This window comes from Nocardia sp. NPDC056564 (assembly GCF_042793755.1).
Lineage (GTDB): Bacteria > Actinomycetota > Actinomycetes > Mycobacteriales > Mycobacteriaceae > Nocardia.
In genome coordinates this window covers 286709-306947 of record NZ_JBHTUR010000009.1, presented here as the reverse complement: position 1 = coordinate 306947, position 20239 = coordinate 286709, and the positions used below count along the sequence as shown (strand labels likewise).

Sequence of the window (20239 nt, the reverse complement as noted above, 5' to 3'; positions counted from 1 at the left end):
GGTCAAAATCCTGTCAGTTGCCGGAATTTCGTGGCGGGAGTGCTGCCACGGTCGGCGTGGACCGGGCAGTAGTGTTTAGGGTCTGCGCGGTGTTCTGTTGCGGGCCACAGCAATTGAGGCGCTTCAGGGGGTGGTAGCGTCACGGGGCGCAGGCCGCGTGCACGGCGGCGGCCCGCGCGGATTCGGGGGAAGAAGTAGCGGATCTCGTCCGGGGTCACCCGGTTCATCGCGGTGAACAGGGCGCACCAGCGGTCGAACCAGAACTGGTCGCGGCGGGTCCAGGTGAAGTTCATCGTGCGGCGGATCGACGGGTCGCACAGGCCGATGGTGACGAACTGATAGAACCGCGCGCCGAAGGGACGAACTATTTTCTCCCACAAGGGTTTCGGCAACAGGTCCAGCACCGGGAACGGCGGCACCGGGGCATTCTCGGCCAGCTGAAAGACCTCTCGGGCGGCCCGCGTCGGCTCCAACACGTTCTCGCACATGTCATTCCAGTAGTCCTGGAACTCCGCCCAGCTCTTGGGGACGACCCGCATGCTCATGCCGTACATCTCGTACCACTGGTACTGCTCGCGCCAGAGCTGTTCGCGCTGCGCGGCCGAGAGACCGCCCATCAGCAGCTCGCCTGCGCGCAGCGTCTGCACGAAGAACACCGCGTGCGCCCAATAGAACGTGCCGGGGTCCAGCGCGTGATATCGCCGGCCTTGCTCATCGGTGCCCTTGATCGTGCGGTGGTAGTTCACGATCTCGCGGGCGGTCTGCTCGGCTCGCGGCCCGTCGAAGACCACGCCGACGATCGGGTACGCCGAGCGCAGCACCCGCTGATAGAACTCGTCCTTGATCCGCGAGTGGTACTCGACGCCCGCGCCGAGGCCGGGATGCATGTTCTGCACCATGCCGAGGAACAACCCGGTCGGCGCGAAGTAGAGGGAGCCGAAGATCTTCCAGGTCAACGAGTCCGGGCCGAGCGGCACGGGGGCACTGTGGCTCTCGTGCGCCACGTCGTTGTGTGCAACCATGAAACGATGCTGACACGAATAAATACTCGCGTTCAATTCGTCTTCTGATGCCGCCGAAGACGCGGAAAACGCCGCAGCAGCAGCGTTCCCGGGACATGGTGCGGCGCATCGTCGACGCCGGCCAGCGGGTGCTCATCGAGCACGGATACGACGGCGCGTCCACCAATCGGATCGCCGGCGCCGCCGGGATCAGTCCCGGCTCGCTGTACCAATACTTTCCGGGCAAGGACGCCATCGTCACCGCGGTGATCGAGCGCTACAACAGCGAGGTCGCGTCCCTGGTGCACAGCAGCGTGCTGGCACATCTGCACGAGCCGCCCGAAATCGCGGTTCCGGCAACGATTTCCGCGCTACTCGACGCGCTCGGCAGTCATCCGGCGTTGCTCCGGGCCGTGATCGAGCAGACACCGCGGCTCAGCGGCGACAACACCGTGTTCGCCTTCGAGCAGCAGATCGGCGAGATGGCCCGCGTAGCACTGACCATGCATCGCGACTCACTGCCCCCCGACGTCGACTTCGAGGCAACCTCATGGATGCTGGTCCGCGCCGTAGAGCACCTCGCCATCCGCTACATCCTCGACCAACCCCCACTCTCCCGCGACCACTTCCTCACCAACCTCACCCGCCTAGTCCTCAACTACTTCCACCCCTCCCCTCCACCAGCCAAAACCACCCCCCACCCCTATTCACGAACAAAACGCGAGCACCATCCACACCCCCACTGACGCATACCTACTGATTTCCCGCACATCGAATCGCTGCGATTCGATGTGCGGGAAATCGAGGGGTGTGGGCTGGGGGTTAGCGGCCGGCGGTGTTGCGGGTGGGGTTTGGGGTGTGGGTGGAGTTTCCGAGGCGGGTGAGGGCGAGGTAGCCGGCGGAGACCAGGAGGGTCCAGACGACGCCGACTGCTACGGCGGTGCGGCCGCTTTCGGTGAAGAACAGGAGGACGACCACCAGGGCGAGGAAGGCCAATGCCAGCACCGTGGTGTACGGGGCGCCGGGGAGGCGGTAGTCGGCGGCGGGGAGGTCGCCGCGCGCGACCCGTGCCCGGTAGATCAGGTGGCAGACCAGGATCATGCCCCAGACGAAGATGATGCCGATGGTGCTCACCGAGGTGATGTAGGCGAAGGCCTTGTCCGGCGAGATGACGTTGACGATCACGCCGATGACCATCGCGGCCGCCGACGCCGAGATGCCGACGTAGGGCACATGGCGCGAGCTCAGCTTGTTCAGCGCCGCCGGCGCTTCCCCGTGCAGCGACAGCGTGCGCAGCATGCGGCCGGTCGAGTAGATGCCGGAGTTGCAGGACGACAGCGCGGCGGTCAGCAGCACGAAGTTGATGATGCCCGCGGCGCCGGGAATGCCGATCTGCTGGAACACCTCGACGAACGGGCTCTTACCCGCATGGAACGTGCGCCAGCTCGACACCGACATGATCACGACGAGCGCGCCGACGTAGAACAGGCCGATCCGGAACGGCAGCGTGTTGATCGCCTTGCGCAGGGTCTTGCGCGGGTCGCGGGCCTCGCCGGCGGTGACGCCGACCAGCTCGACACCGACGTAGGCGAACAGCACGATCTGCAACACCAGCAGCGACTGCCCGAATCCGTTCGGGAACACGCCGCCGTCGGCCCACAGGTTGGTCACGGTCGGGTTGGCGGCATGCCCGAAGCCGATGGTCAGCACGCCGATGCCGAGCAGGATCATGCCGATGATCGCGGTGACCTTGATGGTGGAGAACCAGAACTCGCCCTCACCGAACAGGCGCACCGAGATCAGGTTCGCCGCGAACATCACCGCGAGCACCACCAGCGCCGTGATCCACGGTTGGATGTCGAACCAGTACTGCACGTACTTGCCCGCCACGGTGATCTCGGCCATGCAGGTCGCGACCCACACCGCCCAGTACGACCACCCGGTGACGAAACCCGCGTAGCGCCCCAGGAATTCGTGCGCGTACTCGGCGAAGCTGCCCGAGACCGGACGGTAGGTGAGCAGCTCCCCCAGCGCGCGCATGATCACGAAGATCGCCACGCCCGCCGCGAGGTAGGCCAGGATCAGCGCGGGTCCGGCCTGCTCGATCGCGCCGCCCGCACCGTAGAACAGGCCGGTGCCGATCGCGCCGCCGATGGCGATCATCTGAATCGTGCGCGGGCTGAGCCCGCGGGAGTAACCCTCCGAGTCGCCGGTCGAATCCTGCGTTCCAGCGTCCGATAGGTGACTGTCGGCGGCTGTCATAGTGCGGTCCTTCTCTCGTACGGCAACGACGCGACGCCCAGGATCGTCGGTCGGTGACCCCGGACACATGACATGGGATCATCGCATGTTCCGGAGTCGAACAGCACGTCACGCTACCGGTCGGGTGCTGCCCCGAATGTCACTCGCCGATAATTCCGCAGGTCAACGCCCTGTTGGCACACCGAGCGCGGCCGTCGGACCTAACGGGGACCCAGTCCTCCCGGTGTCGATCCGCGAACCTCGGGCCCCCTTGCCGCATCGAGTTCGAGGACATCGAAGCAAAGCTGTCACTTCAGCGGGAAACCGTGATTCTCCAGCGAGGCGCGCAGGCGGTGGCGGCCGTTGAGGCTGGCGGCGGAGGCCAGGCGGGCCAGCACCCGCTCGGTCCACGAGTGCGAGAGTTGTTGTTCGGCATAGAATTCCGCGATGCGGGACTCGTAGGCGGTGACGTGTTCGCGCTGGGCGGTCAGTTCGTAGGTTTCGTGGTGCAGAACGGCGGCCTGGGGCAGGCGCGGTTTGACCCTGGCGTCCTCGGTGGGGTCCGGGTGCCCGACCAGCAGGCCGAACACGGCGAATACCCGCGGCGGCAGATTCAGTTCCGCCGCAACGTCTTCGGGGTGATTGCGCAGCGCGCCGAGGTAGACCGTGCCGAGGCCGAGAGACTCGGCGGCGACGACGGCGTTCTGCGCGGCGAGGGCGGCGTCGATGAAGCCGACGTAACTGGATTCGAGGTAGTCGGCGCCGTCGAGCGGGGCCGCCTGATCGTCCGCGAGCTGGCGCAGGCGCGCGAAATCGGCTGTCCAGACCAGCAATACGGGTGCTTGCCGGATGTGTGCCTGATTACCGGCCAAGGCCGCGAGTCGCGCCTTGCGCTCGGTATCGCGGACCGCGATGACGCTCCACACCTGTAGGTTCGACGAGGTCGGCGCGGACTGGGCGGCCGAGATCAGCAGGCGCAGCGTGTCATCCGAGACCGGGTCGGCCAGATAACGCCGGACCGAACGATGCTCGTGCAAGACCTGCAATACCGGGTTCCAGTCGGCGGGCTCGGTAGGCTGGGGGTCGCGGTAACGCTGCTGCACCAGGTGAGTCGGCGTCGGCACGGTCTGGGTCATGTCCGTCATCCTGAACGGCGGCGCGGCGTTCGTCAGCGGTTGCTCGCACGGTGAGCCGAACACCGCCTGGATTCCCTTGGAGATCAACTCGGAGTAGGGTAGGTAAGGTAACCCTAATTTGCAGTGGGAGGAACACCGATGGCCCGACCCCGCACCACCCTGACCGTGCAGCACACCGAGTGGCTGAGCCCGCACCTGATCCGGGTCCACCTCGGCGGCCCCGGCTTCGCCGCGTTCCAGGCCAGCGAGTTCACCGATTCCTACGTCAAGTTCATCTTCGAGCGCGACGGCATCGAGGTGCTGCGCACCTACACCGTCCGCTCGGTGGACAAGGACGCCGGACAGCTCGCGGCCGACTTCGTGTACCACGGCGCCGAGGGCATCGCGGGACCGTGGGCGGCCGCGGCCCAACCCGGCGAGACCATCGATCTGTTCGGCCCCGGCGGCGCGTACTCGCCCCGCGCGGACGCCGACTGGCACCTGCTGGCCGGTGACGAGGCGGCGCTGCCCGCCATCGCCGCCGCGCTGGAGGCCATGGCACCGACGGCCGTCGGCTACGCGTTCGTCGAGGTCTCCGGGCCCGACGACGAGCTGCCGCTGCGCAAGCCCGAGGGGATCGAGCTGACCTGGCTGCACCGCGGCACCCGGGCCCCGGGCGAGCTGCTCGCCGAAAGCGTGCGCGACGCACCGTGGAAGGACGGCCAGGTCCAGGTCTTCATCCATGGCGAGGCGCAGGCCGTCATGCACGACATGCGCCGCTACGTCCGCCGGGAGCGCGGCGTGTCCGCCGAATGGGCGAACTCGATCTCCGGATACTGGCGGCGCGGACGCACCGAAGAGGGCTTCCGCGAATGGAAAGCCGAGCTCAAGCAGCAGGAAACCGCACCGGCAACCAGCTGAGCCATGCCCCACCCGCGGGCCTGAGCGCCGCCGCGCAGCGCTCAGCCCGCAGCACCTGCCGCGCACGAAATCGCCACCCGCACACACGAATCACCGACCAACCTGGGTGCGGGGGCGGTAATTCGCGTGCGGCAGGTGGAACGGCGACCGCACGCAGCAACGACAGGTCTCGACCGATGACCGGTACGGACCAGTGGCCGACAATTCACGCGCAGCAGGCACGACGACCGCGCAGCAGGCACGACGACGGAGCGCAGCAACGACCGGGCTCGACCCCCGACCATCACGGGTGCGGGCCGGCAATTCGCGTGCGGCAGGTGGAACGGCGACCGAACGCAGCAACGACCCGTCCCGACCGCTCGCCAAATGCGCGCGGCAGATGAATCGTGTGCGGTAGGTGCGATCCGCGGCGTTGGCTGCTATGGGTTCAATTGTCGAGGACGGTTTCGATTGCCGAACGGGTTGCCGCTACGTACTTGTCCGGGTCGGTGAGGAAAACGTCGTGGGCGGCGTCTACCTCGATGACCGGCGCATCCAGCAGCGCGGCCAGCGCACGCTGGTCTTTGGGCGGGACCGCCCCGTCGCGCGTCGTGACCACAACCGCAGTCGGCAACCCGGCGATCTCGGGGGCATGCGGACGGAAATCGAACGCGTACTCGGCCAGGATCACGTCGACGATCACCCGCGGATGACACCGTCCCAGCTCCGCCCGCAGCCACGGCCACAGCCGCTCGACCGCCGCGGACTTGAACCGCGCCTTCCAGAAATAGGACAACGGCACCGACCGCCCGACCCCACCGCCGCGCTCCGCGAACGGCCGCAACGCCCGGAAGAACACCCGCCCGGCCTTGTCCTCCGCACTGTCGAACGCCATCGCGGTCGCCTCGAACACCAACCCGCGCACCCGATCCCGGTGCCGCCGAGCGAATTCCAGCCCCACCGGTCCACCGAGCGAGTACCCGCACACCACCACCTGATCGATCCCGAGCGCGTCCAGCACCGCGGCCGCGTCGTCCGCGCACTGCCCGATATCGAACCGTTCCCCCGCCCCCAACCGCAGTCCCCGCCCGTGCCCCCGCATGTCCATCGCGACCAGACCGTGCTCGTCGGCAACCGGCCGCATCAGATGCAGGAAGTTCACATCCGCGGTCAACGCCCAACCATGCAGCAGCAGAACCGGATTCGCCCCGGGCGCGGATCGGACCTCGACCATCGAACCGTCGGCCAGTTCGACCGTCCGCCGCGGCGGCAACGCGACCGGGGCGGCGATCACGTCACCGCCGCGGCGCTCCCTGCTTCGTGGCCGACCCGTCATCTGCTCGACGGTAGCCGATCAGTCCCGCCAGCCGCTCGTGGCGAGGATGTCGTCCCAGCGCGGCCGGGGCACCTCGGGGTGACGCTGCCGGATGATCTCCCCGGCCAGGCTGGCCAGCGGCGCCTTCCGCGGATTCGCCAGGCCCTGCGCCTCGATGGCGTCGGTGAGCGCGCGGCTGCCGCCGTGCCGGGGATAGGCGGCGTGCACCTGGTCGGGGTACCCGGGCGGTAGGTCGGCGGGGCCGCCCGCGACATCGATGCGGATGCCCTCGACGGCGATCCACATCTCGGCCGGGCGGCGACGGCGGTAGACGGGCGAATCGGTGAAGCCGGTGGTGTGCGCGGCGATGGCATCCCAGATGATGTCCACCCTGGCGTCGGTGACTCCGTTGGCTTCGAGGAACCGGGCCGCGTCGTCCGCGCCGTCGATCTCGAATCGCTGTGCACCGCCGGCCTTTTCGGCGAGACCGAGGTCGTGCAGGGCGCTGATGAGATACATGAGCTCTTCGTCGTAATCGGCACCGGGCCGCAGGCCCTGCCGGTCGGCGGCGACCCGGCCGAACAGGAATCCGCGCACGCTGTGGTTGCGCACCGCGGGCGGCAATGCGCCGTCGATCAACGCACTTGCCTTGTCCGCCAACGACGTTGACGGCAGAGTGAGCGTAGGGGATGAAGACATGACCGAACTCCTCGGTGACTCGGGTGATGTGGATCGACTGACATCAGAGCGCGGAGGCGCGGAATCGCTCGCGGTAGTCGCTCGGCGACGTGCCGAGCACCTCTGCGAAGGTGCGGCGCATGGTCTCCTCGGATCCGAAACCGCTGCGCCTGGCGATGGCGGCGACCAGGTCGTCGCTGGTTTCGAGCAGGATCCGCGCGGCCTCCACCCGCGCCTGCTTCACGTATTGCGCCGGGGTCAGTCCCGTTTCCTGACGAAACAACCTGCTCAGGTGGCGCTCGCTGAGCGAGGCACGGGCGGCCAGCGCGGCCAGGCTGTGATCGGCGGCCAGATCCGCGGCGACCGAGTCGACGGCCTTGCGCAATCCGCCGCTGCGCGGTCGACCGAGGCCCGCGCGCATGCTGAACTGCGCTTGACCACCGGGACGCCGCAGATACACCACGAGGTATTTGGCGAGCGAGCGCGCCAGCTCGACCCCGTGATCCTCCTCCACCAGTGCGAGCGCCAGATCGATGCCGGCCGTGACCCCGGCCGAGGTGAACACCGGCCCGTCCCGCACACAGATGGCGTCCGGCTCGACCCGCACCCGCGGAAACCGGCGCGCCAGTTGCGCGCAGGCCAGCCAGTGCGTCGTCGCCCGCCGCTCGTCCAGCAGGCCCGCCTCGGCCAGCACCAGCGCTCCGGTGCACACCGAAGCCACGCGCCGTGCTCCCGCGCCCGCCGCCCGCACCGACCGGATCAGGTCGGCCGGAGCCGGGCCCTCCGGTGCGTATCCCGGCACGAGCAACGTGTCGATCGACCCAGCCAGGTCGCCGAGCGACTCCGAAACCCCCAGCGGCACCCCCACATCGGTACACACATCCCGGCCGTCCGGTGACGCGAACCGAATCCGGTGCCCGGCCCAGTGCAACACCTGTACCGGCCCGGCGACGTCGAGCAGCAACACACCCTCGGATACCGCGACCACCACGTCACCGCTCGACTCCATGTCCCAAGTCTCGAACACCGCGGATATGTCCACAAGGACACGCAACCCACAGATCCGGACATGCGTGGGATCAGCACCCGGACACGGCGATGCGCCGCCCGAGGATTCCCGGACGGCGCATCGGGGGTGCGCTACTGCTTGGGCGCGCGCAGGGCCTCCTCGACGAATTGGGTGGTGTAGGTCTTGGACAGGTCGATGCGGTCTTTCATCGGTGCCACGTTGCGGGAGTACTTGCTGAGGATGTTCAGGACATTTTGTGCGCCTTCGGGTTTCATCAGCCCGTCGCCGTTGAACATGCCGATGGAGTCGCGGATGGATTGGACGTAGAGGTCCTTGCCCGCGCTGGCGTACTGCGTGGGCATCTTGGCCGCGATCTCCTCCGGGGTATGGGTTTTGATCCACTTCAGCGTCTGAACGAAGGCCGCCGCGAGCTTGCGCACGATCTCCGGGTGGGCGTCGATGGTCGCGCAGTTCATGTACAGCGAGGTGGCCGGGTACAGGCCGCCGAGCGCGGCGCGGGTGCCGGCCTCGGTGCGCATGTCGACCAGGATTTCGGCCTCACCGGAATTGATCATCTGTGCGACGGTCGGGTCGGTGGTCATGCCGGCGTCGATGCCGTTGTGGTTCATGCCGGCGATGAACGTCTGTCCCGCACCGACTTTCACCCGGGTGTAATCCTTGGTGGTCATGCCCTGCTGGCCGGTGAGCGCCTGGGTGAGGAAGTCGGTGGAGGAGCCGAGCGACGTGACACCCAGGTTCTTGCCGCGCAGGTCCGCGGTCGACTTGATGGTCGCCGCGTCCTGCTTGGAGACCAGCTCCACCTCGCCGGGCACGTCGGAGAACTGCACCACCGAGCGGATGCACTGCTCCTTGGCCTGCAGGTCGATGGTGTGGTCGTAGAACCCGACCACACCCTGCACATCGCCGGTGAGCAGCGCGGTTTCGGCATTGGCGCCGGATTGCTCGCCGAGCAATTTCACGTCGATGTCGTTGCTGTCGAAGAAGCCGAGCTGCTTGGTGAGCATCGCGGGCAGGTAGATCACCTTCTCCAGCCCGCCGACCATGATGGTGATCTGCGGGCGCCCGTTCGCCATCGGAATGTGCCGGGAATCCCGGCATCCGGTGGCCAGCAGCAGCGCCGCTACGGCAACGACGACGATCGTCACATGTTTGCGATACCTCATGCTCAGATCCCGTGCCCCGAAGTCGCCTGCGACGGACGCCATTTCAGCAACTTGCCCTCGGCGAAGCCGATCGCCCACTCGGCGAGCAGCGCGATGACCGTGATGATGATCATGCCCGCGTAGATGCCGGCCGAGTCGAAGGTGCCCTGGGCGTTGCTGATCAGCAGGCCCAAACCCTTGCTGGCTCCGGCGTATTCACCGACGACCGCGCCGATCAGGGCGAAACCGAAGGCGGTGTGCAGGCTGGACAGGATCCAGGTGGTCGCGCTGGGCAGCACGATCGCGGTGAGCACCTGCCGCCGGCCCGCCCCGAGGATGCGGGCGTTGTTGATGACGTTGCCGTCGACCTCCCTGGCACCGGTGAAGGCGTTGAAGAACACCGCGAAGAACACCAGCACGACCACCGTCGCGACCTTCGAGCTGAGCCCGAGGCCGAACCAGATGATGAACAGCGCCGCGAGCACGATGCGCGGCACCGCGTTGAGCGCCTTGATGAACGGCGCGAGCACATCGGCCCAGTACCGGCTGCGGCCGAGCAGCGTGCCGAGCACGACACCGGCCACCGCGCCGATCAGGAAGCCGAGCACGGCCTCCTGCACGGTGGTGAAGATCTGCAACCAGATCGAGCCGAATTGGGTTCCCTCGGTGAACCATTCGATCAGGCGGTCCCAGATCAGCGACGGCTTGGAGTAGAAGAACGGGTCGATCCACAGCGTCGCGGTCAGTTCCCAGGAGCCGAGCCACAGCGCGACCAGTGCCAAGCGCAGGCCCCAGGTGCGGACGCGGGCGCGCCGGACATTGGTGCGGACCCGGGTGAGGATCTGCTCCTCGGTCTCGTTCTCCGGCACCGGCGTTGCGGCGGAACCCTTTTCGAGGACGTTATGCGACACGGGAAGCTCCCTTGGCTCGAGCCGCCTCGACCTCGTCGCGCAGCGTTTCCCAGATTTCCTTGTAGATGTCCCGGAATTCGGTGGTGAGCCGGATCTCCTCGACATCCCGCGGCCGGTCGAGCGGGACGGCGAAGTTGCCGCACACCGTCGCCGGGCTAGCGGTCATGACGACCACCCGGTCGGCGAGCACGATCGCCTCCTCCAGGTCGTGGGTGACGAAGATGACCGCCGCGCCGGTGCCCGCCCACACGCGCAGCAGTTCGTCCTGCATGAGCTGGCGGGTCTGCACGTCGAGCGCGCTGAACGGCTCGTCCATCAGCAGGATCTCCGGGTCGTTGACCAGCGTCTGTGCCAGCGCGACCCGCTTGCGCATGCCGCCGGAGAGCTGATGCGGGTAGTAGGTCTCGAACCCGGCCAGGCCGACCTTGTCCACCCAGACCGACGCCTTCGCCCTGGCCTCGGCTTTCGAGGCGCCGCGCAGGCGCGGGCCGAGGGCGACGTTGTCCAGCACGGACTTCCACGGCAGCACGGCGTCCTGCTGGAACATGTAGCCGATGCCGTCGGGGATACCGTCGACGTCCTTGCCGCGCACCAGCGTCCGACCGGCCGAGGCCGGCTCGAGGCCGGAGACCAGGGACAGGGTGGTCGACTTGCCGCAGCCGGTCGGGCCGACCACGGCGACGAATTCGCCGGGGCGGACCTCCAGGTCGAGGTTCCTGACGGCGGTGTGGATGCCGCCCCCGGTGCCGGGGAAACGCTTCGTCGCGCTCCGCAGCTCGATGAGTGGGTGGTTCATGGTTCTAGCTCCTGCGAGATCGAGGTAGAGCGAACGTACGTGGCCCCGATCACACCGCGGAGCTTGTGCGCACAAGCCGTGCAAAGTGCCGATTCGCCGGTTCTGCGCATTCTGCTCACCCCGGGCGGGTGGTCTATGCTGCGCCAATGGCCACTGAGGGCGCGCCGGCCGTGCGATTGAGGACTCAAGTTCTGCTGTTGCAGATCGTGGTGGTCACCCTCACCCTCGGCGTCGCCTTCGCCGTCTTCGGCTACCTCAGCGATGGGCGCCTGCGCGACGGATACGGCCAGCGCGCCCTCGCGATCGCACGCACGGTCGCCGCCGAACCCGTGGTTCGCGAAGAAGTCACCAAGTACGCGCCCGGCGCGATCGGCACCGACCCGCAATTGCGTGCGCAGCTCGCCGCCGGACCGCTGGAGCGGATCGCGATCGACACCACGCAGCGCACCGACGCGCTGTTCGTGGTGATCACCGACGACTCGGGGATCCGGCTGGCGCATCCGGACGCGGCGCGGATCACCGAGCACGTGAGCACCGATCCGTCCGGCGCGCTCGCCGGGCGCGAGGTGATCGCCGAGGAGCGGGGCACGCTCGGGGATTCGGTGCGGGCGAAAGTTCCGGTGCTGGAACCTGGTTCGGACCGTATCGTGGGCGCGGTGAGTGTGGGTATCGCCACCGACGCGGTGCGGGATCAGCTGCTCGACGATCTGCGCACCGCGGGGTTGCTGGTCGGGGCCGCGCTGCTGGTCGGGATCGCGGGATCCATGCTGCTGGCGCGGCGTTGGCGCGGGCTGACGCTCGGGCTGGAGCCCGCCGAGCTGGCCGAGCTGGTGCGTGGTCAGGCTGCGGTGCTGCACGGCATCGGCCGCGGTGTGCTCGCGGTCGATTCTGCTTGGCGCACAACGTTTGTCAACGAAGAGGCGCGCAGGCTGCTCGGCATCGGCGCGGAGATCGGGCGGCCGGTGGACGAGATCGGGCTGACCCCACGGGTGCTCGAGGTGTTCCGCGGCCTGGACGAGCAGCCCGCGTCGGCCACGGTCGGCTCGCACATCGTCGTCGTCGCGGCGCGGCCGGTGCATCGGGATCGGCGCGACCTGGGCGCGGTGCTGACGGTGCGCGACCGCACCGACGTCGAGGCGCTGACCCGCCAGCTCGATGCCGTGCAATCGATGAGCACGGTGCTGCGCGCGCAGCGCCACGAGTTCTCCAACAAAATGCACCTGATCAGCGGGTTGCTGCACGGTGGGCGCACCGAGGAGGCCTCGCGGTCGATCGATGAGATGATCGGCGCCGGGCCGCTCGGGGCGGCCGCGCCCGGCATCGACGCGATCCACGACGCCTACCTCCAGGCCTTCCTCGCCGCGAAGGCCGCGCACGCGCGCGAGGGCGGCGTCGAGCTGGTGCTCGGCCCGAACACCTGGGTCGAGGGCAGCCTCGCCGACCCCGTCGACGTGACCACCGTGCTCGGCAACCTGCTCGACAACGCGATCGAGGCCGTGCGCGCCTCCGGAAATCCGGTCAAACAGGTGGAAGTCGAACTGGTGCAAGAGGATTCGACGCTGCACATCGTGGTCGCGGACAGCGGCGACGGCGTAGCGCCGGAGCTGATCGACGTCCTGTTCACCGAGGGCACCTCGACCCGCGACAGCGGCGATGTGCCCGGCGGCCGCGGCGTCGGCCTGGCCCTCATCCGGCAGATCGCCCGCAATCACGGCGGCGATGTCCGGCTGGCCAGTCCGCGCGGGGGTACTCCCCCGTTGACCGGTGCCGAATTCAATGCCCGCATACCCGATGTGCTCGTAGACAGTAAGGCGTCATGGCTCCATCAGATCTGACCGTTCTCGTCGTCGACGATGATTTCCGCGTGGCGAACCTGCATGCCGGAATCGTCGACTCCATCGCGGGTTTCACCGTGGCGGGCACCGCCAACACGGTGGCCACCGCGCGCGAAATCCTGGCCGCCGACTCCGTCGACCTGGCCCTGGTCGATGTCTACCTGCCCGATGGTTCCGGCATCGACTTCGTCCGCGAATTACGCTGCGACGCCATGGTTCTGACCGCTTCCACGGACAGCGGCGCGGTCCGTGCCGCGCTGTCCGCCGGCGCGCTCGCCTTCCTGGTCAAGCCCTTCCCGCACACCGAGCTCGCGGCCCGCCTGGCCGGCTACGCCCGCTACCGTCGCATCCTCGCCGCCCCGCAGGTGGACAACGCGCGCGTCGACGCCGCCCTCCAGGCCCTGCGCCCCAGCACGACCACCCACGCCCCGGCCACCGCCGCCTCCCCCACCAAAGACCTTGTCCTGCACTCGATCCTCGAAGCGGGCAGCCCGCTCTCGGCCGGCGAGGTGGCCACCGCCATCGGCATCTCCCGCGCCACCGCCCAGCGCTACCTGGCCACCCTCGTCGGCACCGGCACCCTGCGCATGAGCCTGCGCTACGGCAGCACCGGCCGGCCGGAACAGGAGTACTCGGCGGCTACCCGCGCGGTGAAGTCGGAGCGCTGATCCGGGCCGGGAAACGACGGGCCCAGGTTTCGTGTTCGATCCGGGCAGTGTTTATCACGGTGCTGAGCAGGCGGTACCAGCCGGTGGTGGTGATCAGCTCGAGGATCTGATCGTCCGGGTAACGCGCACTCAAACGCGACCAGAGGCCGTCGGACACCGTTGCGGTGTCATGGATTTCGTCGACGAGGCGGAGCAGGACGGCGTCGTCCGCCGACCATGCCGGGTCGTCGGGCCCACCGGCGGCGGTTGCGTCGATCTGATCGGCGGTCAGTCCCACCTCGGGGGCCTGGACCACGGCGTGGATGCCCCATTCGTATTCGGCCTTCGCGCGGGCGCAGGTGCGGAGGATGACGATCTCGCGGTCGCGCGGCGGGATGCGGCCGTGGCCGAGGATGCCTGCGCCGAGGGGGCGCATGCGGCCGAAGAGGTCGTCGTGCAGGGCGAGGGTGCGGAACAGCGCCAGGGGTTCGATGGCCGCCCCCGGCGGCATCCATTTGCGCAGTTGTGCCTCGATTTCGGGAGCGTACGGCGGGCTGAGCGGGGTGATGCGTGCGGTGTCACTCATGGCAGATCCTCGTGTTCGCGGCGACGACGGAGTATCTTTGCTTCGGAAATAAGAGCAAGGATGGTGACGATGGTAGCTTCGGAATCCGAAGCGGACAAGACACCGACGGTCGGCGAACCGGTCCGGGGGTCGCGGACCGGGCGGCCGATCATGGTGCTGCTCGACCTGCTCGGCAGGCGGTGGGCGCTGCGCGTGCTGTGGGAGTTGCGCGACGGACGCGCGGTGACGTTCCGCGAGTTGCAGAAGCTGTGCGGCGGCGTATCGGCCAGCGTGCTCAACGATCGGCTGCGCGAACTCCGCGAGGCCGGGATCATCGCCACGGCCCCCGCCGGCTACCAACTGAGCGCGGATGGCCTCGACCTAGTCACCGCGCTCGCCCCCCTACAGGTGTGGGTGCAGCGGTGGTCCGAGAAGTGACGCACGCCTTCTGATTTCCCGCACCGGGAATCGCATGCGAATCCTGGTGCGGAAAGTCGGAAAGCGTGCGTGCGGCTACTTCGGCGGCGTGCCGACCATGCGCACTTTCTGTCCCTCCCAGTGGAATTGGACACGGGTGACGGTGCCGTCGGGGCAGGCGTTGCAGCTGCCGGGCGTCTTATAGGCCAGGCCGACGGTGTCGTCGGTGGTGCGGTCGACGTCCAGTGAGGTGAAACCGTGGGCCTCGGGCGTCGCGGTGCCGAGGTAGGAGCCCCGGTGGAACAGCAGCGCCTGGTTCGGCGAACTCCCGGTCGCGCCCTGCACCGTGACGATCACGGTGGACAGGGTGGCGCACGGATCGAAGTTCCCCTCGAAACCGCGCGGATCGCTCGACCACGCCGCGTGCGTGACCGGCTCGACCGGCAACGCGGCGATCGCGGACTGAATCACCGACGCCGTCAGATCGACCCCGCACCGAGCGGGCAGCCCGGACGTCGTCGGCGCCGCGTTGTGCACCTGGGTCTCCGACGACCCGGTGTCGGTGTCCGCGCCGCATCCGGCCGCCGCCACCGTCAGTCCGGCGCACATCACGAAGACAGGTCGAGCTATCCGCACCACGCGAGGTCCTCTTCAGGTCGCCGACAGATTCGATCTAGCGCGAATCAGCCTAGGCGGTCGAAGCGGGCGAGGGCGCATTGGCCACCGCGAGGTATTCGATGACCTGAAACAGGTCCGGATACAGCCGGTGGGCCAGCCGCCGGGACTCCTCGGTCGGCTGCACCAGGTCCGGAACGAGGATGCAGCGCAGGCCGGCCGCGTGCGCGGCGCGCAGGCCGTTGGTCGAATCCTCCAGCGCGAGCGTGGTTTCCGTCTCGCCGCCGAGCGCCGCCAGCGCCTTCAGGTACGGCTCGGGGTCGGGTTTGCCCTTGGTCACGTCCTGACGCGTCACCACCACGTCGAACCGGTCGGCGATGCCGGCCAGCTGCAGATGATGGTCGGCGCGCTCGCGCGAGGAGGACGTGGCGATCCCCTTCGGCACGCCCTGCGCTTCGAGCGCGTCCAGCAGCTCCACCGCGCCGGGCTTGGTCTCCAGCCTGCCGCTGTCGACGAGCACGCGCAGGTGCTCGTCGTGCAGCGCGAAGTACTCCTCGAGCGGGAAACCCCGCCCGTACGCGGCCGCGGCCAGCGTCCGGCAGCGGTCGGCGGGCACGCCGATCATGCTGCGGCAGAACTCGATCGGCATCTCGTAGCCGAGTTCGGCGCCGGCGGTGACCAGCGACTCCATGGCCAGGCTCTCCGAGTCGATGAGCAACCCGTCCATATCGAAAACTACTGCGCGAACCGGATTTTCGGCGTTCACCCGTTGCTCCCTTCCGCTTGCGGCGCCAGCCTGCGCCGGACCGCGACCTCGACCCCGTCGCGGCTGATCTCCGCCAGGGCGTCACCGACCTGTCGCTGCACTCTATCCAGCTCCGGTAGCGTGCCGAAAATATCGGTGCGCTGCAAGAACGCCTGCGCGCAGCGGTGCGGATCGCTGTCCACCAGCACGGCGAGCGAGTCCTCGCGCGGGTCGATCAGCTCCATTACCGCGCCGGGGGCGTGGCTCGCGGTGAACCAGCGGATCCAGGCGGCGATCAGCAGGGTCGCGCCGGGCGTGGGCCGGCCCGCCGCGATGTTGTCGCGCAGCGCGTCGACGACCCTGGGCATCATCTTGTCCGAACCGTTGCGGCCGATCCGCGTCATATCCTGGGCGATGGCCGGATTGCGGAACCGACGCATCAAATCGTCAACGGTCCTGCGCAATTCGGGTTCCCCGAGGGCCAGCGTCGGTCCCTGTTCGTCCAGCATGAACTGCCGGGCCAGTGCCGCGAGCGCCGGGCTGGCGGTGGCCTCGGCGATGGTGCGGTGCCCAGCGACGCCGCCGAGGTAGGCGAGCAGCATGTGCGTGCCATTGAGCAGGCGCAGCTTCGCGAGCTCGTAATCCCTGACGTTGGCGACGAATTGGGCGCCGCCGAGTTCCCACTGCGGGCGCTCACCCTCGAAGTCCTCGATCGTCCAGGTCATGAACGGCTCGGCGGAGACCGGCGCGAGATCCTCGATGCCGCCGAGCCAGTTGCGCGCCACCGCGGCGTCGGTCGGCGCGGTCGGCTGCACGATGCGGTCCACCACGCTGTTCGGGAACTGCACGTGCCTGGCGATCCACTCGGCGAGGTGATCGTCGCGCAGCAGCGCGAAATCGATGACCGCGCGGCGCAGGGTGCTGCCGTTGGCGCACAGGTTGTCGCAGCTGATCACCACCGGCGGGGTGCCGCCGCGGCGGCGGACCAGCTCGAGCCCCTGCGCGAGCATGCCGATCGGGGTGATCGGCCGGGTCGGCGAGCGCAGGTCGTGGCGGACGCCGGGGCAGTCCACCTCCAGCCGGCCGGTGACCGGCGACACGCAGTAGCCGCTGGCCGTGACGGTCAGCGTGACGATCTTGACCCGTGGATCGGCGATCCGCTGCGGCACCCCGATCAGGTCCGACGGGGCGTGGATGGCGTCGGTGATCGAGCCGACCACCTCCACCCGCGCCTGCCCGTCCTCGTGCAGCAGCGTCGTGTACAGGTGGTCCTGCGCGCGCAGCGCGTCGACCACGGTCGGGCGGTTGATCGCGACGGCGGCGATGCCCCAGCGCGGATCGCCGGTCTCGTTCATCGCGTGCTGGGTGGCCAGGGCCTGGTGCGCCCGATGGAACGAGCCGCAGCCGAGGTGCAGGATTCCGGTGCTCAGACTCCGCGGGGCAAACCCCGGCCTGGCGACCGTGGCGGGCAGGCGGGTGAGCATGTCGGTGGACAGGCGCGGCACCACCTTGCCCGGTATCCGGGACGTCATTTCGGTTCGAGTTTTCTTCGCCGTAATCAGCGGCACACGCATGTGCGGCCTCCGTTGGGTCTGCGAGAAGGGGCGATATAGAACGCCGTATCAGCATTGACTAAGCGCCGTTTCACACGGTAGGTCAGGGCCGTCGGTATTTCGACAGCAAACCTCGAATTGACCAACTGAAGGCAGTTCGCCGCAGGTCACCGCCCCTATTGCAAATATTCCGTAAAGCACCACCTCAGGCCCTACGAATCGGCGACGACGAGCGGAAACGGTCGCGGTGAAAATGCGCTCCCGTGACATCAGTCACGCGCCGTCATTTCCGATTTGCCCGAAAGGGAATGCTTTAAGTTTACTCTAAGATTTGCTGAATAATTGCCGGATTAGCGCAGGAGAATACGATGTAAAACCAGCGCGGGAGGTCGCGGCACACCGAGAAGGGCTGGCAGGTGCACAGTTCCAGATGGAAGCAAACCGACGAGGCTAGCGAGGCGCAGCTAACGTCCGGCACGGATCGTAAGCAAGACTAAGGTTGCCTCGCAGTTGCGGACGGGCGATGGTCAGATCGAGCTGCCGCCGTAGCCACTCGCCCATGACCTGAATTCCTGGGACGATCCGCTAGCGTCGAACCATGAGCCTGGACGTCGCAGTTGTCGGATACGGATTGGCCGGATCGGTTTTCCACGCTCCGCTGATCGCCGCCGAACCACGGATGCGGGTCGCGGTGGTGGTCACCGCCCACCCCGAACGCGCCGCCCAGGCCGAACGCGAACACCCCGGGGTGCGGGTCGTCGGGACCACCGACGAACTCTTCGCGGATCCGTCCGGCCTCGACCTAGTGGTGATCGCGACGCCCAACCGCACGCACGCCCCGCTGGCCGCGCAGGCATTGGACGCCGGCCTGCCGGTAGTCGTCGACAAACCGTTCGCCGTGACCGTCGCCGACGGTGAAGACCTGGTCAAACGAGCCGAGCAGGCCGGCCTCGCGCTGACCGTCTTCCAGAATCGACGGTGGGACGGCGACTTCCTGACCGCGCGCGCCCTCGTCGAGGCCGGCCGGCTCGGCGAGGTGCACCGGTTCGAATCCCGGTTCGAACGCTGGCGTCCGGTGCCGAAGGGCGGCTGGCGTGAGGTGGGCGACGCCGCCGACGGCGCGGGCCTGCTCTTCGACCTGGGCAGCCATCTCATCGATCAGGCGCTGACGCTGTTCGGACCGGTGAAATCCGTGTATTGCGAACTGGATCGGCGTCGCCCCGGCATCCGAACCGACGACGACGCCTTCGTCGCGCTCACCCACGCCTCGGGTGTGCGCTCGCACCTGTGGATGAGTGCCGTCGCGCCGCAACTCGGTCCGCGCTTCCGTGTGCTCGGTTCCCAGTCCGGCTACGTCGTCCGCGGACTCGATCCGCAGGAGAGCGCGCTCCGCGAAGGTCGCCGCCCCGGCGACGGCAAGCCTTGGGGCACAGTCGAATCCGAGAACTGGGGGGTGCTCGGCGCCGAACCCGCCGTCGAACCGGTCCCCACCATCGCGGGCGACTACCCCGCCTTCTACGCCCAACTGGCCGCCGCCCTGCTCGACGGCGGCGAGGTTCCGGTAGACCCGCGCGACGCCGTTGCCACGCTGCGGATCCTGGAGGCCGCCCGCAGATCGGCCGCCGCGGGCGAGGTGGTCGCCGGGTAACCGCAGGCACCCCTCGATTATTGGGCTGGCGACCCGCGCCGGAGATCGATAACGTCGACGCTCGGTGTCGGCCGCGCGCGGGCCGGCCGTTCGGCTGAGAGGAGACCCGCATGGGTTCAACGATTTTCGCGGTCTTCTTACCGCTGGCCCTGGCCCTGGTGATGTTCGGGCTCGGATTGACCCTGGCCGTGGACGATTTCGCCAGGGTGCTGCGGTATCCCAAAGCCGCGGTGGTGGCCCTGCTCTGCCAGATGGTCTTGCTGCCCGCGGTATGTCTCGGCCTGATCTACCTGTTCCAGCTCGAAGGCGCGCTGGCCGTGGGCATGCTGCTGCTCGCCGCGTCGCCGGGCGGCCCGTCGGCCAACCTGTTCAGCCACATCGCGGGCGGCAATGTCGCGCTGAACATCACGCTCACCGCGATCAATTCGGTGCTCGCCGTGTTCACCATGCCGCTGATCGTCGCGTTCGCCTACAGCCGGTTCATGGACGGCGACGGCTCGTTCGGGCTGCGCCCGGACAAGTTCGCGCAGGTGTTCGCGATCGTGCTGGTCCCGGTGGCGATCGGCATGTGGGTGCACCGCCGGTTCACCGGGTGGGCCGAGCGGATGCGTGGGAACGTCAAGATCCTCTCCATCGTGGTGCTCGCGCTGGTGGTGCTCGCGGCCGTGGCGAAGAACTTCGGCACGCTCACCGAGAACATCGGCAAGCTGGCCTCGCTCAGCCTGCTGTTCGCCGTGATCAGCCTGGCCGTGGGCTATTTCGTGCCGCGGCTGGGCAAGGTCGACGCCGATCAGGCGATCGCCTCGGCCATGGAGATCGGCATCCACAACGGCGCGATCGCCATCGCGATCGCCGGGTCCGTGCTGCACAACGACGCGATGGCGGTGCCGGGCGCGGTCTACGGGGTGCTGATGAACATTCCCGCGGCGATCGCGGCCTATCTGCTGGCGAGGTACGTGCGACATGATCGTCCGGCGCCGGTGCCGAGCGCGGTGGCCGGTTGACAACCGGTAACTGATCCGGACAGCGCGTCGCCGGGTAGGTAACCTTTCGATGTTCGATATTCGAAGGGAACCAGCATCGCG

General features: G+C 68.2%; 20 protein-coding genes. 7 read left to right on the top strand and 13 right to left on the bottom strand.

All coding sequences use genetic code 11. The features are described from left to right. Nucleotides 1-2 precede the first annotated feature (2 nt). Entirely contained in the window at nt 3-1022 is a 1020-nt protein-coding gene (locus tag ACFQ9K_RS23820; RefSeq protein ID WP_378726979.1) for an oxygenase MpaB family protein, read from the bottom strand. 47 nt (nt 1023-1069) lie between these two features. On the opposite strand from ACFQ9K_RS23820, the gene ACFQ9K_RS23815 reads away from it, so the two are divergent. Next, on the top strand, nt 1070-1747 hold the full coding sequence (locus ACFQ9K_RS23815) for a TetR/AcrR family transcriptional regulator (RefSeq protein ID WP_378726981.1): 678 nt from the start codon (nt 1070-1072) through the stop codon (nt 1745-1747). Nucleotides 1748-1823: 76 nt separating this feature from the next. On the opposite strand, the gene ACFQ9K_RS23810 is transcribed toward ACFQ9K_RS23815, so the two are convergent. Both ACFQ9K_RS23810 and ACFQ9K_RS23805 read right to left on the bottom strand, forming a co-directional pair. Next, complete coding sequence (locus tag ACFQ9K_RS23810; RefSeq protein WP_378983603.1) at nt 1824-3263, bottom strand: amino acid permease; 1440 nt, start codon at nt 3261-3263, stop codon at nt 1824-1826. A 287-nt stretch (nt 3264-3550) separates the two neighbouring features. Continuing rightward, nucleotides 3551-4378, bottom strand: a complete 828-nt coding sequence (locus ACFQ9K_RS23805; protein ID WP_378722742.1) for an NADPH-dependent oxidoreductase — start codon at nt 4376-4378, stop codon at nt 3551-3553. Between the two features lie 138 nt (nt 4379-4516). On the opposite strand from ACFQ9K_RS23805, the gene ACFQ9K_RS23800 reads away from it, so the two are divergent. After that, nucleotides 4517-5278, top strand: coding sequence for a siderophore-interacting protein (locus ACFQ9K_RS23800; RefSeq protein WP_378722741.1), 762 nt, complete (start codon nt 4517-4519; stop codon nt 5276-5278). Between the two features lie 427 nt (nt 5279-5705). On the opposite strand, the gene ACFQ9K_RS23795 is transcribed toward ACFQ9K_RS23800, so the two are convergent. From ACFQ9K_RS23795 to ACFQ9K_RS23770, 6 genes are all read right to left on the bottom strand, one after another. Next, nucleotides 5706-6593, bottom strand: a complete 888-nt coding sequence (locus ACFQ9K_RS23795) for an alpha/beta fold hydrolase (RefSeq protein ID WP_378722740.1) — start codon at nt 6591-6593, stop codon at nt 5706-5708. Between the two features lie 18 nt (nt 6594-6611). Then, nucleotides 6612-7271, bottom strand: coding sequence for an HD domain-containing protein (locus ACFQ9K_RS23790; protein WP_378722738.1), 660 nt, complete (start codon nt 7269-7271; stop codon nt 6612-6614). A 43-nt stretch (nt 7272-7314) separates the two neighbouring features. Beyond that, entirely contained in the window at nt 7315-8259 is a 945-nt protein-coding gene (locus tag ACFQ9K_RS23785; RefSeq protein WP_378722737.1) for a GlxA family transcriptional regulator, read from the bottom strand. Between the two features lie 131 nt (nt 8260-8390). Further along, a complete protein-coding gene (locus ACFQ9K_RS23780; RefSeq protein ID WP_378722736.1) occupies nt 8391-9443 on the bottom strand; it encodes an ABC transporter substrate-binding protein in 1053 nt (350 codons plus the stop codon). 2 nt (nt 9444-9445) lie between these two features. Then, on the bottom strand, nt 9446-10333 hold the full coding sequence (locus tag ACFQ9K_RS23775) for an ABC transporter permease (protein ID WP_378722735.1): 888 nt from the start codon (nt 10331-10333) through the stop codon (nt 9446-9448). Then, entirely contained in the window at nt 10323-11129 is an 807-nt protein-coding gene (locus ACFQ9K_RS23770; RefSeq protein WP_378722734.1) for an ABC transporter ATP-binding protein, read from the bottom strand. Before ACFQ9K_RS23770 ends, ACFQ9K_RS23775 begins: the two co-directional genes overlap by 11 nt. Nucleotides 11130-11275: 146 nt before the next feature. Between ACFQ9K_RS23770 and ACFQ9K_RS23765 the strand changes: the two genes are divergently transcribed. Together ACFQ9K_RS23765 and ACFQ9K_RS23760 are read left to right on the top strand one after the other, a co-directional pair. Continuing rightward, a complete protein-coding gene (locus ACFQ9K_RS23765; protein WP_378722732.1) occupies nt 11276-12964 on the top strand; it encodes an ATP-binding protein in 1689 nt (562 codons plus the stop codon). Beyond that, nucleotides 12946-13632, top strand: coding sequence for a response regulator (locus ACFQ9K_RS23760; protein WP_378722731.1), 687 nt, complete (start codon nt 12946-12948; stop codon nt 13630-13632). The genes ACFQ9K_RS23765 and ACFQ9K_RS23760 overlap by 19 nt, the downstream gene beginning before the upstream one ends. On the opposite strand, the gene ACFQ9K_RS23755 is transcribed toward ACFQ9K_RS23760, so the two are convergent. Then, the gene (locus ACFQ9K_RS23755; protein WP_378722729.1) at nt 13604-14197 is read right to left on the bottom strand and encodes a carboxymuconolactone decarboxylase family protein; all 594 of its coding nucleotides are present in this window, start codon (nt 14195-14197) and stop codon (nt 13604-13606) included. The two genes, ACFQ9K_RS23760 and ACFQ9K_RS23755, sit on opposite strands and share 29 nt — an antisense overlap. A gap of 69 nt (nt 14198-14266) precedes the next feature. Here ACFQ9K_RS23755 and ACFQ9K_RS23750 point away from each other — a divergent pair, with 69 nt between their 5' ends. Continuing rightward, nucleotides 14267-14614: a winged helix-turn-helix transcriptional regulator gene (locus tag ACFQ9K_RS23750; protein WP_378722728.1), complete on the top strand. Its 348-nt coding sequence runs from the start codon at nt 14267-14269 to the stop codon at nt 14612-14614. A gap of 75 nt (nt 14615-14689) precedes the next feature. Here ACFQ9K_RS23750 and ACFQ9K_RS23745 read toward each other — a convergent pair whose 3' ends face one another. The 3 genes from ACFQ9K_RS23745 to ACFQ9K_RS23735 are packed head-to-tail and all read right to left on the bottom strand — an operon-like array spanning nt 14690 to nt 17485. Further along, complete coding sequence (locus tag ACFQ9K_RS23745; protein ID WP_378722727.1) at nt 14690-15232, bottom strand: LppP/LprE family lipoprotein; 543 nt, start codon at nt 15230-15232, stop codon at nt 14690-14692. A gap of 49 nt (nt 15233-15281) precedes the next feature. Then, nucleotides 15282-15974: an HAD family hydrolase gene (locus ACFQ9K_RS23740; protein WP_378722726.1), complete on the bottom strand. Its 693-nt coding sequence runs from the start codon at nt 15972-15974 to the stop codon at nt 15282-15284. Beyond that, entirely contained in the window at nt 15971-17485 is a 1515-nt protein-coding gene (locus ACFQ9K_RS23735) for a mannitol dehydrogenase family protein (protein WP_378722725.1), read from the bottom strand. The genes ACFQ9K_RS23740 and ACFQ9K_RS23735 overlap by 4 nt, the downstream gene beginning before the upstream one ends. Before the next feature lie 619 nt (nt 17486-18104). Between ACFQ9K_RS23735 and ACFQ9K_RS23730 the strand changes: the two genes are divergently transcribed. Further along, nucleotides 18105-19154, top strand: coding sequence for a Gfo/Idh/MocA family oxidoreductase (locus ACFQ9K_RS23730; protein WP_378722724.1), 1050 nt, complete (start codon nt 18105-18107; stop codon nt 19152-19154). Between the two features lie 110 nt (nt 19155-19264). Further along, on the top strand, nt 19265-20158 hold the full coding sequence (locus ACFQ9K_RS23725; RefSeq protein WP_378722723.1) for a bile acid:sodium symporter family protein: 894 nt from the start codon (nt 19265-19267) through the stop codon (nt 20156-20158). Nucleotides 20159-20239: the final 81 nt, after the last annotated feature.

Bases quoted from the DNA above. Each gene is read 5' to 3' on its own strand.
- ACFQ9K_RS23815 (WP_378726981.1), top strand. From the start codon at position 1,070: ATGCCGCCGAAGACGCGGAAAACGCCGCAGCAGCAGCGTTCCCGGGAC.
- ACFQ9K_RS23805 (WP_378722742.1), bottom strand. From the start codon at position 4,378: ATGACCCAGACCGTGCCGACGCCGACTCACCTGGTGCAGCAGCGTTAC.
- ACFQ9K_RS23765 (WP_378722732.1), top strand. From the start codon at position 11,276: ATGGCCACTGAGGGCGCGCCGGCCGTGCGATTGAGGACTCAAGTTCTG.
- ACFQ9K_RS23730 (WP_378722724.1), top strand. From the start codon at position 18,105: ATGAGCCTGGACGTCGCAGTTGTCGGATACGGATTGGCCGGATCGGTT.
- ACFQ9K_RS23755 (WP_378722729.1), bottom strand. From the start codon at position 14,197: ATGAGTGACACCGCACGCATCACCCCGCTCAGCCCGCCGTACGCTCCC.
- ACFQ9K_RS23790 (WP_378722738.1), bottom strand. From the start codon at position 7,271: ATGTCTTCATCCCCTACGCTCACTCTGCCGTCAACGTCGTTGGCGGAC.
- ACFQ9K_RS23795 (WP_378722740.1), bottom strand. From the start codon at position 6,593: ATGACGGGTCGGCCACGAAGCAGGGAGCGCCGCGGCGGTGACGTGATC.
- ACFQ9K_RS23770 (WP_378722734.1), bottom strand. From the start codon at position 11,129: ATGAACCACCCACTCATCGAGCTGCGGAGCGCGACGAAGCGTTTCCCC.
- ACFQ9K_RS23800 (WP_378722741.1), top strand. From the start codon at position 4,517: ATGGCCCGACCCCGCACCACCCTGACCGTGCAGCACACCGAGTGGCTG.
- ACFQ9K_RS23820 (WP_378726979.1), bottom strand. From the start codon at position 1,022: ATGGTTGCACACAACGACGTGGCGCACGAGAGCCACAGTGCCCCCGTG.
- ACFQ9K_RS23810 (WP_378983603.1), bottom strand. From the start codon at position 3,263: ATGACAGCCGCCGACAGTCACCTATCGGACGCTGGAACGCAGGATTCG.
- ACFQ9K_RS23750 (WP_378722728.1), top strand. From the start codon at position 14,267: ATGGTAGCTTCGGAATCCGAAGCGGACAAGACACCGACGGTCGGCGAA.
- ACFQ9K_RS23780 (WP_378722736.1), bottom strand. From the start codon at position 9,443: ATGAGGTATCGCAAACATGTGACGATCGTCGTCGTTGCCGTAGCGGCG.
- ACFQ9K_RS23760 (WP_378722731.1), top strand. From the start codon at position 12,946: ATGGCTCCATCAGATCTGACCGTTCTCGTCGTCGACGATGATTTCCGC.
- ACFQ9K_RS23785 (WP_378722737.1), bottom strand. From the start codon at position 8,259: ATGGAGTCGAGCGGTGACGTGGTGGTCGCGGTATCCGAGGGTGTGTTG.
- ACFQ9K_RS23735 (WP_378722725.1), bottom strand. From the start codon at position 17,485: ATGACGTCCCGGATACCGGGCAAGGTGGTGCCGCGCCTGTCCACCGAC.
- ACFQ9K_RS23725 (WP_378722723.1), top strand. From the start codon at position 19,265: ATGGGTTCAACGATTTTCGCGGTCTTCTTACCGCTGGCCCTGGCCCTG.